Raw genomic sequence first — 10,740 nt, 5'->3', positions numbered from 1 at the left:
TCCGTCGTCGGCAGCGTCAGATGTGTATAAGAGACAGGGTTGCCACCGCCCAGCCGCGCTGTTGCCCTGACGAGGCGTCAGCCCTGGGGGGTCGCGATGGAGGCCTTGTCGATGCCAAGGGAGGGGAATCCCCAACGGTTGAGCGCCTCTTTGTACTTGGGGCTGTCGATGATCGACTGGATCGCCGCCTGGACGGCCGGCGTCAAGGGGGAGCCCTTGGCGAGGGCGACGGCGTTGTCCGCCGTGGCGACCTGGGGCTTGAGCACCTGGAAGGTGTTCGGCTGCTGCGCGTCGGCCCAGTTCAGCGATGTCGTGTCGTAGAAGACACCGTCGATCCGGTGAGAGGCGACCTGGGTCAGCGCGTCCTGCACGCTCGGCAGCGAGACGGGCTTGATCGCAGGCTTGCCCTTGGACTCGCAGGTCTTCTGGGAAAGGGTCGGGAGGCGCTTCAGCTCCTGCACCGAGCCCGACTGCACGCCGATGCTCATGCCACAGAGCGTGTCGTTCGTGAGGTTCTTCGGGTTGCCATGGGCGACGGCGATCGACGAACCGTTCTTGAAGTAGAAGACCATGTCGAGGACCTTCAGGCGGTCCTCGTTGGCCGACATCCCTGACACCGTGAGGTTGTACCGACCGCCGTCGAGCCCGGGGATGATCGTGTCGAACTTGACGTTCTTGATCTCGAGCTGCAGACCCAGCTTCTTGGCGATGAGCCGGGCGATGTCGACGTTGAACCCGATCGGTGTCGTGTTGTCGCTCGCGATGAAGTTGGTCGGCGGAGCCTCGAGGTCCATGGCCACAACCAGCTTGCCCGACGTGCGGACGTCCGGCGGGACCAGCTTGGCGGCAGCGGTGTCGGTCGGGACCCCGTTCGAGATGTCGTCGGTGTGTTCCACCGGGGCGGACGCGGCCGGCTTCGTGGCGTTCGCCGCTTCGCTACATGCGGTGAGGGGCAGGGCAGCGGCGATGGCAGCGAGCGCAAGGCCAGCCCGGAAACGTGTGTGCATCAATGATTCTCCTGCTGAGGCGTGTGTGGCAGCGGAGGGCGAGGGTTGCGTAGCGTGAGCCGGGTCAGCTCACCCCGATGGGGTGGCCGCGGCTCGACCCCGTCTCCTTCCAGACGTCCGCGGTGCTCGACGGCATCCGCTGGAAGGTCTGACCTGACAACGCTAGGGCCGCTGCTGAAGGCACGTCCAGATCGACGGTGCAAAGCCGGGCGATCATGTGATAGGCCAGCGCATATGCAGCCGTTTGCCCGGCGAGGACGCCCTTTCGGCCACTTTTTGTCCAGCAGTAACCGATGACCTGCAAGGGCACGTTGGTGCGCTCCTCCCGGCGCTTTGACCGCAGGTGGAACTCGCGGAGGCCCCCGCCGGCGCACATCCGCGTCGGACCATTCGGCGCTCTGAGGCCGCTCGGCCTCGCTCGTTCGTCTAGCGGACTCGTCGGCCAGGAGCAATCTGTCTTGTCGTGCTGTGGCGGTCTGGACGGCCGCCCCCGCAACTCCCTAGCCTTCGCACGGTGTCGCAGCAGCCGGGCCAGTGGTCGTGGACCGCGTGCGTGAAGGGCCCGGAGCGTGGCGCAGGCACACGACACACCGGTGCGGCCGGAGGCCCTCTGCCTGACCGCGAACTCGGCCCCGGAGGAGGCGGTCACCGTGGACGCCATTGACCAGAAGATCATTGCCGAGCTGACCCGCAACGCCCGGGTCTCCTACGCCGAGCTCGCCAGCCAGGTGCTGCTGTCGCGCAACGCCGTACGCCAGCGCATCGAGCGACTCGAACGGCAAGGACACATCGCCGGCTACACCATCGTCCGGGCCGGCGACGGAACGGGCGATGCCGTCTCGGCGGTCGTACTCGTCTACCGCCAGGACCGCCTGCGAGGTGGAGACGTCCTGGCTGCGCTCAAGCGCATCCCCGAGGTCGTCATCTGCGAGATCCTCAGCGGCGACTTCGACATCATGGTGCGCGTGGAGGCGGGCTCCCTCGAACGGGTACGCGGCGTCTGGGAGGACATCGCCAGGATGCCAGGCGTCCGGGACACGGTCACGGCGCTCACCTTGTCGAGCGTGGTCAACCGCCGGAGAGCACCCCGGCCTCCCGCGGGATGATGACAGCTCACGGCCGCACCGACAATCTCGTGCCTCGGCCCCTCCGCAGGCCCGACGGCCGTAGCGTGCTGTTGTGAGAGTCGCGCTGTTCGCCACGTGCTTCAACGACACGATGTGGCCCTCGACGCCGGCGGCGGTGGTGACGCTGCTCGAGCGCCTCGGGTGCCGGGTCGAGTTCCCGACGGCCCAGACGTGCTGCGGCCAGATGTTCACCAACACCGGGTACGCCGCTGAGTCGGTGCCGCTCGTCCGTTCCTTCGTCGAGGTGTTCGGTGGTTTCGATGCGGTCGTTGTGCCGTCGGGGTCGTGCACCGGGTCCGTGCGCGAGCAGCACGCCGGACTGGCGCGGCGGGCAGGTGACGTGGCGCTCGAACGGGCGGTCGCTTCGCTGACGCCGCGGGTGCACGAGCTGTCGGAGTTCCTCGTCGACGTGCTCGGCGTCGTCGACGTCGGCGCGTACTTCCCCCACCGCGTGACGTATCACCCGACGTGCCACTCGCTGCGGATGATCCGGGTCGGCGACCGGCCGCTGCGGTTGTTGCGGGCCGTACGGGGGATCGACCTGGTCGAGCTGCCGAGGGCGGAGGAGTGCTGCGGTTTCGGCGGGACCTTCGCCATGAAGAACCCGGACGTGTCGGTCGCCATGGGTTCGGACAAGGCCCGGCACGTGCGCGAGACCGGTGCCGAGGTGCTCGTCGCCGGCGACAACTCGTGCCTCGCCCACGTCGGCGGCCTGTTGTCCCGGCAGCGGGCGGGGGTGCGCACGCTCCACCTGGCCGAGGTGCTTGCCTCGACCGAGGACGCGCCGTTCGCGCCGAAGGGGGTCCGATGAGCCGCACCTTCGTCGGCATGCCGGCCTTCCCGGAGGCCGCGCGGGCAGCCGTGGCCGACACGCAGCTGCGACGCAACCTCGGTCACGCGACGGCGACGATCCGGACCAAGCGGGCCGCCGTCGTCGGGGAGGTCGAGGACTGGGAGGCCTTGCGGGTCAAGGGCGCTGCGGCCAAGGACCGTGTTCTCGCCCACCTCGACACGTACCTGCTCGAGCTCGAGGCGCGGCTCACGGAGGCGGGTGCCACGGTGCACTGGGCCCGCGACGCCGCTGAGGCCAACGCCATCGTCGTGGCCATCGCGAAGGATCGGACCTTGGGCGACGAGACCCCCGAGGTGGTCAAGGTCAAGTCGATGGCCACGCAGGAGATCGGCCTCAACGAGGCCCTCGAGGCGGCCGGCGTCCACGCCTGGGAGACCGACCTCGCCGAGCTCATCGTCCAGCTCGGCGACGACCTGCCGAGCCACATCCTCGTCCCGGCCATCCATCGCAACCGCGCCGAGGTGCGTGAGATCTTCCGCCGCGAGATGGCCCGGGTCGGGCGTCCCGCGCCTCACGACCTCACCGACGAGCCCGCCCGGCTGGCCGAGGCAGCGCGGCTCCATCTGCGCGAGAAGTTCCTGCGCGCCAAGGTCGCCGTCTCAGGGGCCAACTTCGCTGTCGCAGAGACCGGCACGCTCGTCGTCGTCGAGTCCGAGGGCAACGGCCGCATGTGCCTGACCCTGCCCGACACCCTCATCAGCGTCGTCGGCATCGAGAAGCTCGTCCCCACCTGGGACGACCTGGCGGTCTTCCTGGAGCTGTTGCCGCGATCGTCCACGGGCGAGCGGATGAACCCGTACACGTCGATGTGGACCGGCGTCACGAGCACGGACAGGCGACCCGACGGACCCCAGGACGTGCATGTCGTGCTCGTCGACAACGGCCGCACCAACGTGCTCGCGGACGTCGTCGGCCGGCAGGCGCTGAGGTGCATCCGCTGCTCGGCCTGCCTCAACGTCTGCCCGGTCTACGAGCGCGTCGGCGGGCACGCGTACGGCTCGGTCTACCCCGGCCCGATCGGCGCAGTCCTCGGTCCCCAGCTCCGCGGCCGGCAGGGTGCCCTCGAGCAGTCGCTGCCCTACGCCTCGACGCTGTGCGGCGCGTGCTTCGACGCCTGCCCCGTCCGCATCGAGATCCCGGAGCTCCTCGTGCACCTGCGCACGAAGGTCGTCGACGACCACCGAGGTGGCGTGCCGACTCCGGAGGCTGCGGCCATGAAGGCGGGCGCCTTCACGTTCGCCACGGCGACGCGCCTGGAGAAGGCACAGCGTGCGGCGACGACAGCGGGCCGGCTGCTCGGCCGACGCGTCCGCCTCACGCGGCTGCCGTGGCCGCTCTCGGCGTGGAGTGAGGCCCGCGACGCACCGGTGCCGCCGACCGAGACTTTCCGGCAGTGGTGGGCACGCACCCGCGACGGTGAGCTGCGCGACGGCGGCACGACGCGAGAGGAGGAGCGATGACACGGCAGAGCGGTCTCCCGGACACCAGTGCGGCCCGGGCCGAGATCCTCGAGCGAGTGCGAACGGCTTTGTCCACCAGAGGAACCCACCATCCCAGGACGGACTCGCCGGACAGCCGTCCCCCAGGCGCGTCTGCTGCAGCGGCGGCCGCTCCGACTCTGATCGAGCTGTTCGTCGAGCGCGTGGAGGACTACCGGGCGACGGTCGTCAGGTGCCCGGCCACGGGGGTGGCGGCGGCGCTCGCGGAGGTGCTCAGGGAGTCACTCGGGAAGGCGTTCTCCGTCGTCGTCCCCGAAGGCTTCGGCACCGAGCTGCCCGGGCACGTGGTGCGCGAGCGCGACGTCGCGGACGTGCACGACGTCGAGGGAGTCGACGCGGTGGTCACGACGGCGGCGGTCGCCGTCGCCGAGACCGGGACGATCGTGCTCGACCACGGTCCGGGGCAGGGACGACGCGGCCTGAGCCTCCTGTCTGACCTGCACGTGTGCCTCGTCCGCGCCGACCAGGTCGTGCGCACCGTCCCCGAGGCGGTCGCTGCCCTGCGCCCCAGCGTCGAGGCGGGCCGGCCCCTGACCTGGGTCAGCGGCCCCAGCGCAACCAGCGACATCGAGCTCGACCGCGTCGAGGGGGTGCACGGCCCGCGGACGCTGTGCGTGGTCCTCGTCGAGTAGCCGACGGACGTCGAGGGGGCCGACCGCTCCTGGGGTGTTCGGCGGCGTCCGGGCCGGCCCGTCCCGGCGCCGAGGCGCGACTCGAAGGCGCGTCAGGGCGCCGGTCAGAAGCCGGCGCCCCGGTGCTCGAGCATGCCCGGAGGGGGTGGGTTTCCTGGCTCGCGCGTGCCGGCGAGCGCTGACGGGAAGTGGTCCGCCAGCGCCCGCCGGAACGCGTCCGTGCCGCCCTGCAGAGCGACCTCGGCGAGCCTCTCGTGCTCGTCCGCGATGGCGTGCAGGTCGCTGTAGGAGCGATGGTCCACCGAGAAGTACAGGCGCAGCTTGGTCTCCCAACCGTGCCAGAGGCTGCGGAGGACGCCGTGGCCCGACAGGTCGTAGAACAGACTGTGGAACTGGAGGTGGGCGTCGATGCTGGCCGGGACGTCGTCGTCAGCCGCCGCCCGACGCAGGTCCTCGATCGTCCGGGTGAACCTGGGCCGCTCGGGACCGCGCAGCGCGTCCAGGGCCAGCTCCCCGGCATACGGCTCGACCAGCAACCGGACCGACGCGATCTCCGCCACCTCGTGGGCGCTCACCTCCACCACGAACGCGCCACGGAAGGGGAACTTCACGACCAGGCCCTCCTCCTCGAGCTTGGTCAGTGCCTCTCGAAGAGGAGACCGGCTGACCCCGAGGTCCGCGGCGATGTCCCTCTCGCGCAGCTGTCCGCCGGGTGGCACGCGCCCCTCCAGGATGGCGGCGCGGAGCATCCGGTAGATCCCCTCCGGGGTCGTCCTGCGTTCCAGCCCGCCGAGCTTGAGGTCCATGTGGCCGCCTTTCTGGTCGTTTGTCGACCATATCAATGCCGGGACTGCCATGCCCCCAGCTGTCGAACCACCCTCAGTCGAACCCGTGGCAGTACACCTTGCGAATGGTCTCGACGACGTCCCAGCGGCCGGACCATCCCTTGGGCTCCACGATGACGTCGCCCGCCGAGATCTCGTAGCTCGCGCCGGTGTCCCCCTCGGTGACGATCGCGCGCCCGCTCACGATGTAGCACACCTCGGTGTCCTCCCGGGTCGACTGCCAGCCGCCGGGCTGGCACTCCCAGACGCCCGTCTTGACCGCCGTGTCGAATGTGAGGATGGAGGTCCTGGGGTCGCCCGAGTCGCAGCCGGCTCGGTGTCCGTTGGGCTCGAGCTCTCCCAGGATCGTGGCCGCGGATACGTGGACGTACGGATGCATGAGCTGTTCCTTCGGTCTGGTGTCGATGGTCGGGCGGTTAGCTGTTGGGTGCCCGCGTCAGGGGCGGGGCAGGCCGAAGAGGACGGGCAGGTCGGCGATGTCGGTGATCCGCTCGTAGCCGAGCCAGTGCTCGTCCTGCTCGAAGCCGCGGTCGACGTAGACCTTGTCCCGGATGCCCATGACGGCCGCGGTGCGCAGGTCGTACATCGGGCTGGCGGAGACGTGCACGAGCTCGGCGGGGGTGACGCCGAGCTTGTCGAACAGGTACTCGAACGCGGCCAGGCGCGGCTTGTAGGTGCCCATCTCCTCGGCGCTGATGACCAGCTCGAACGGGGCCTGCAGGTTCTCGGCCAGGCGCACCGCGTGGTGGGTGTCGCTGTTGGTGATGATGACCAGCGGCACCGCCTCGGCGAGCCGGTTCAGTGCCGCGGTGACCCCGGGGTAGGGGCCCCAGGTCGGGACGATGTCGTAGACGGCCCGGGCGTCCTCCTCGCGGAAGGGCAGGCCGACCCAGCGAGCGGCGCGCTCCATGGAGCGGGCCACGATCTGGTGGAAGGGCTGGTAGGCGCCGGTGCACTCGTCGATCCGGTAGGCCTTGCAGATGCGCAGGTACTCGTCGGCGACCTCGGCCGGCAGCCGGTCGCCGAGGACCTGGCGCATCGCGTCGTTGATGGCGAACTTGATCAGCGTGCCGTTCATGTCGAACGTGACGAACGTCGGCGGTGCGAAAACCATGGGTGCTCCTGGAGTCAGGGTGAGCGGTCGCATCCGCTCTGGTCGATGGTCGACCATATGAGGAGCCGGCGTTGACTGTCAACAGTTCCAGCGTTCGGTGGTGTGGTCAGGCCACCTCGCCCCGGCTCCGTCCCGCCCGGGTCCCGGCGTCAGCGCTGGCGTCGCGATCCCGGCCGGCCCATCCGCATGCCGCCCTGGGACTACCGTGGGGTGGCGGCTCGGAGAGCCCGGGCACCGTGCACTGGAGGCGAGAAGCATGGCCAATCACGTGTATGCCATCTCCGAGGTGGTCGGCACCTCTCCCGACGGCGTCGAGGCGGCGGTGGCGAACGCCGTGGCGAAAGCGAACACCACGCTGCGCAACCTCGACTGGTTCGAGGTCCAGGACGTGCGCGGTCAGCTCGCCGACGGGGCGATCGCCCACTGGCAGGTCACGGTGAAGCTCGGCTTCCGGATGGAGGACTGAGCGGACTCGTCGAGCAACCGCGGTGTCCTGCCGGCAGGACCGGCCCGCGTCGAGACGAGCCCGAGCTCCCGGCCGCGGCGGCCTGGATGTCTGGCGCCTGTCGGTCACCGCGGCACTCGCGGCCGGGCTAGCCGCGTGCGTCGGTCCGCCGGGCGGAGGAACGAGCCCGCCCGGCCCGGATCCGGGCCGGGTCACGACGGCAGCCACGAGGGTCGAGGGGACGCCCGGGTCGCACGCCGTCGACCGGAGCTACCGGTTGGCTGAGGCGCCGCACGTCGTCGAACGCGATGCGTACGCCTTCCGGACCCTGAACGCCCTCCGACCGGGAGCGACCTACCGGTTGCGCATGCCCGGCAACCTCTATCCGGCTGCCCCACGCTCGCATCTGGCCGTGGAGCTCACGGTCTCCGGCGACACCTGGTGGCTCTTCGAGCAGGGGGTCGTGATCCAGGCGCCGTCCTACCTGCGGGAGGACGCCGGCATCCGCGTCATGGAGCTCGATGCGCTCCCGTACGGGCCGTGCCAGGCCCAGGCACGTCCCCCGGCCGAGGCCGGGCCGACGCCGGCCGACCTCGCCCGGGCCATCCTGTCGAGGTATCCCTTCACCGTCATCGAACCCGCTGCCCCCGTCGCGCGGTTCGGCGGGTCCGGTGTTCACCTGGTGGCGCGGCTTGATGACCCGCAGGCCGACCGGTGTGACAACGGCGGGGTGATGACGTACCGCCCCATGGCGGCCCAGCACGAGCTCGTCGAGCTGTGGATCGTGATGGTCCACGGCGAGCGCGTGGTGATCGAGCGATCGTGGTTCCAGGACACTACGCCTCGCGCCCTGGTCGACCAACAGCGCACCCTCGATTCGCTCCGCCTGCTGCCCGTCTGACACCGGCAGCGAACCACCGCGCCGGGGCGCGAGGCCGCGGGCCTGCCGCTCGAACGGCGACTCGGGCGTGCGCGGGGCCTCCGACCGGCCCGTCGGGTGGTGGACGTCCGCCGCGGGTGGTGACGAGCTTCCGGTGAGGGCGGCCGCGGCAGCTACTCCACCGCCGAACAGCGCGCTGACGGCGGTACGGCGAGCGGGCAGGAACGCCTCGGGCCCATCGGGGACCCTGTCGCTGTCCGGACCCCGGGTTGGGGCGGAGGTGGCGTCATCGGCCGTCCCTGGTGCCGGTGTGCGCCCGGCCGACGCCCACCTGTCCGCGAGCACGGGGTGCCGCTCGTCCCGGAGCGAGCGGCAACCGCGCCGGGGACGCCAGGCCCGGGATGGTCAGCCCTTGACGGCGCCCACGGTCATGCCGGCGATGACCTGCTTCTGGAAGAGGGCATAGATGACGAGCTGGGGGAGCAGGACGAGAGTCGCGGCCGCCATCATCGCGCCGTAGTCGACGGTGTACTGGCCCTGGAACCGTGACACGGCCAGCGACACCGTGACCATGTCGGGGTCGTTGATGAGGATCGAGGCGAAGGGGAACTCGTTGAAGACGTACACGACGTTGAAGATGAGGATCGTCGCGATGACCGGCCGCATCAGGGGCAGGACCACCGTCCAGCACAGCCGCCACAGGCCGGCGCCGTCGATGATGGCGGCCTCCTCGAGCTCGGTGGGGAACTCACGCAGGAAGCCGGTCAGCAGCAAGGTGTTGAACGGCACCGACACCGCGACGTACGGCAGGATGAGCGCGGCGTAGGAGCCGAAGACGCCCAGGGTGAGGTCGAGGCGGTAGACGGGGAACAGCAGGATGTACACGGGCACCGCGAGCCCCGCCAGGATGTAGAAACGAAGGCTGGACTGGACTCGCTTGTGACGGAAGACCATCCGAGTCAGGGCGAAGGCTGCCATGAACGAGATCGCCGCGCCGACGGTCACGGAGACGGTCGCGATGAGCAACGTGTTGCCGTACATCCGCAGCAACGGTGTGGAGCTGAGGACCGCCAGGTAGTTGTCCAGCGTCAGCCCGGACAGGGAGAAGGGGTTGCCGAGGATGTTGCCGCTCGGCTGGAACGACAGCAGGACGATCCAGAGCAGCGGCAGGATGATGAGGAACGTGACGAGGTAGGCACCGGCGCCAGCGATCAGGGCCGCGGTGCGGCGCCGGCTGCGTCCGTCGCTGCCGGCCTCCGGCTGGGGGTCGGCCACGGTGGTCCTCCGGAGGTCGCGGGTGGGGCGCGGGCTGGTGGTGGTGCTCATGAGGACCTCCGCTCACGGGATGCCACGAGGTAGGCGACCGAGACGATGGCGCCGAGGGCCGTGATCAGCACGGCCAGCGCCATGCCCAGGCCGTACTTCTGGTTGGTGAAGGTGAGGAAGTACATGTAGCTGACGAGCGTCTCGGACCGGTGCACCGGACCACCACCTGTGAGCATGTAGACGAGCTCGAAGATCTTGAAGACGTTGGTGATCATCAGGATCGTGACGATGGCGAACGTCTCACGCATCATCGGCACCGTGACGTAGCGCAGCTGCTGCCAGCCGGTGGCTCCGTCGAGCTCGCTCGCCTCCATGACGTCCTCGGGCAGGACCTGCCGCCCGGCGTAGAAGATGGTCATCGCGAACCCGACGCTGCTCCAGATGAACACCAGGGCCACCGCGTACGGGGTCAGGGTGTCGCCGCCGATCCACTGCACGGGACCGACGCCGATGCGAGCGAGCAGACGGTTGAGCAGGCCGATCTTCGGGTCCAGGAGGAAGACCCAGATGAGGCCCACGAGGATGGGCGCGATGATGGCGGGCGCGAAGACGAGGGCCCGCAGGGCTCCGCCGGCGCGGACGCTGCGTCGCAGCAGCAGCGCCAGCCCGAACGAGCCGGGCACGAGCAGGACGATGCTCATGACGAGGATGATCAGCGTGTTCTGCAGGGCGCGCCAGAAGAACGGGTCGTCGAGGAGCGAGGAGTAGTTGCCCAGCCCGATGAAGGAGGGCTTTCCGAAGCCCTGGAACTTGGTGAGGCTGAAGACCAGGGAGTACCCGACGGGATAGGCGACGAAGACCGTGAAGAAGGCGAGCGCCGGCGCGAGCATCAGGGCGATCTTCCAGCGGGAGCTGATCCAGGTCACGAGAGGTGGCTTTCTGAAGGTGGGGTGTGGCCCCGGGCTGTCTCTTATACACATCTCCGAGCCCACGAGACGGAGCTACATCTGGGGGGGTGTCTTTTGCTTTGAAGAGGGGGGGGGGGGGGGGGGGGGGGGGGGGGGGGGGGGGG

13 protein-coding genes are annotated in these 10,740 nt (G+C 69.8%); 6 read left to right on the top strand and 7 right to left on the bottom strand.

Annotated elements, in window-relative coordinates:
- Positions 1-77: 77 nt before the first annotated feature.
- Both ACR9ZK_RS18110 and ACR9ZK_RS18105 read right to left on the bottom strand, forming a co-directional pair.
- Positions 78-1,007 (bottom strand): ABC transporter substrate-binding protein, encoded by a 930-nt coding sequence (locus tag ACR9ZK_RS18110; protein WP_481343352.1) that lies wholly within the window; start codon positions 1,005-1,007, stop codon positions 78-80.
- Positions 1,008-1,071: 64 nt separating this feature from the next.
- On the bottom strand, positions 1,072-1,317 hold the full coding sequence (locus tag ACR9ZK_RS18105) for a hypothetical protein (protein ID WP_481343351.1): 246 nt from the start codon (positions 1,315-1,317) through the stop codon (positions 1,072-1,074).
- A gap of 259 nt (positions 1,318-1,576) precedes the next feature.
- On the opposite strand from ACR9ZK_RS18105, the gene ACR9ZK_RS18100 reads away from it, so the two are divergent.
- The 4 genes from ACR9ZK_RS18100 to ACR9ZK_RS18085 all read left to right on the top strand — a co-directional run bounded on the left by ACR9ZK_RS18100 (position 1,577) and on the right by ACR9ZK_RS18085 (position 5,118).
- Positions 1,577-2,113: an Lrp/AsnC family transcriptional regulator gene (locus ACR9ZK_RS18100; RefSeq protein WP_481343350.1), complete on the top strand. Its 537-nt coding sequence runs from the start codon at positions 1,577-1,579 to the stop codon at positions 2,111-2,113.
- Positions 2,114-2,186: 73 nt separating this feature from the next.
- Entirely contained in the window at positions 2,187-2,945 is a 759-nt protein-coding gene (locus ACR9ZK_RS18095; protein ID WP_481343349.1) for a (Fe-S)-binding protein, read from the top strand.
- Positions 2,942-4,447: a lactate utilization protein B gene (locus ACR9ZK_RS18090; protein ID WP_481343348.1), complete on the top strand. Its 1,506-nt coding sequence runs from the start codon at positions 2,942-2,944 to the stop codon at positions 4,445-4,447. Before ACR9ZK_RS18095 ends, ACR9ZK_RS18090 begins: the two co-directional genes overlap by 4 nt.
- A gap of 182 nt (positions 4,448-4,629) precedes the next feature.
- Entirely contained in the window at positions 4,630-5,118 is a 489-nt protein-coding gene (locus ACR9ZK_RS18085) for a LutC/YkgG family protein (RefSeq protein WP_481343347.1), read from the top strand.
- 104 nt (positions 5,119-5,222) lie between these two features.
- Here ACR9ZK_RS18085 and ACR9ZK_RS18080 read toward each other — a convergent pair whose 3' ends face one another.
- The 3 genes from ACR9ZK_RS18080 to ACR9ZK_RS18070 form a co-directional block, all read right to left on the bottom strand.
- On the bottom strand, positions 5,223-5,924 hold the full coding sequence (locus ACR9ZK_RS18080; RefSeq protein ID WP_481343346.1) for a GntR family transcriptional regulator: 702 nt from the start codon (positions 5,922-5,924) through the stop codon (positions 5,223-5,225).
- Positions 5,925-5,997: 73 nt separating this feature from the next.
- Positions 5,998-6,342 carry a cupin domain-containing protein gene (locus ACR9ZK_RS18075; RefSeq protein WP_481343345.1) on the bottom strand — a complete coding sequence of 115 codons (345 nt, stop codon included), beginning with the start codon at positions 6,340-6,342 and terminating at the stop codon, positions 5,998-6,000.
- Positions 6,343-6,399: 57 nt separating this feature from the next.
- Positions 6,400-7,077: a haloacid dehalogenase type II gene (locus tag ACR9ZK_RS18070; protein WP_481343344.1), complete on the bottom strand. Its 678-nt coding sequence runs from the start codon at positions 7,075-7,077 to the stop codon at positions 6,400-6,402.
- A gap of 256 nt (positions 7,078-7,333) precedes the next feature.
- On the opposite strand from ACR9ZK_RS18070, the gene ACR9ZK_RS18065 reads away from it, so the two are divergent.
- Positions 7,334-7,543, top strand: coding sequence for a dodecin (locus tag ACR9ZK_RS18065; RefSeq protein ID WP_481343343.1), 210 nt, complete (start codon positions 7,334-7,336; stop codon positions 7,541-7,543).
- Positions 7,544-7,889: 346 nt separating this feature from the next.
- Positions 7,890-8,423: a hypothetical protein gene (locus ACR9ZK_RS18060; protein WP_481343342.1), complete on the top strand. Its 534-nt coding sequence runs from the start codon at positions 7,890-7,892 to the stop codon at positions 8,421-8,423.
- 384 nt (positions 8,424-8,807) lie between these two features.
- Here ACR9ZK_RS18060 and ACR9ZK_RS18055 read toward each other — a convergent pair whose 3' ends face one another.
- Both ACR9ZK_RS18055 and ACR9ZK_RS18050 read right to left on the bottom strand, forming a co-directional pair.
- Positions 8,808-9,728, bottom strand: a complete 921-nt coding sequence (locus ACR9ZK_RS18055; protein ID WP_481343341.1) for a carbohydrate ABC transporter permease — start codon at positions 9,726-9,728, stop codon at positions 8,808-8,810.
- On the bottom strand, positions 9,725-10,594 hold the full coding sequence (locus ACR9ZK_RS18050; RefSeq protein WP_481343340.1) for a carbohydrate ABC transporter permease: 870 nt from the start codon (positions 10,592-10,594) through the stop codon (positions 9,725-9,727). The genes ACR9ZK_RS18055 and ACR9ZK_RS18050 overlap by 4 nt, the downstream gene beginning before the upstream one ends.
- Between the last annotated feature and the right edge of the window lie 146 nt (positions 10,595-10,740).

The sequence above is a fragment of the Monashia sp. HAY1-5C genome, assembly GCF_056755255.1.
The sequence above is the reverse complement of the archived record's forward strand: the minus strand, read 5'-3'. Positions and strand labels throughout refer to the sequence as shown.

Bases quoted from the DNA above. Each gene is read 5' to 3' on its own strand.
- ACR9ZK_RS18065 (WP_481343343.1), top strand. From the start codon at position 7,334: ATGGCCAATCACGTGTATGCCATCTCCGAGGTGGTCGGCACCTCTCCC.
- ACR9ZK_RS18090 (WP_481343348.1), top strand. From the start codon at position 2,942: ATGAGCCGCACCTTCGTCGGCATGCCGGCCTTCCCGGAGGCCGCGCGG.
- ACR9ZK_RS18060 (WP_481343342.1), top strand. From the start codon at position 7,890: ATGCCCGGCAACCTCTATCCGGCTGCCCCACGCTCGCATCTGGCCGTG.
- ACR9ZK_RS18075 (WP_481343345.1), bottom strand. From the start codon at position 6,342: ATGCATCCGTACGTCCACGTATCCGCGGCCACGATCCTGGGAGAGCTC.
- ACR9ZK_RS18070 (WP_481343344.1), bottom strand. From the start codon at position 7,077: ATGGTTTTCGCACCGCCGACGTTCGTCACGTTCGACATGAACGGCACG.
- ACR9ZK_RS18110 (WP_481343352.1), bottom strand. From the start codon at position 1,007: ATGCACACACGTTTCCGGGCTGGCCTTGCGCTCGCTGCCATCGCCGCT.
- ACR9ZK_RS18080 (WP_481343346.1), bottom strand. From the start codon at position 5,924: ATGGACCTCAAGCTCGGCGGGCTGGAACGCAGGACGACCCCGGAGGGG.
- ACR9ZK_RS18055 (WP_481343341.1), bottom strand. From the start codon at position 9,728: ATGAGCACCACCACCAGCCCGCGCCCCACCCGCGACCTCCGGAGGACC.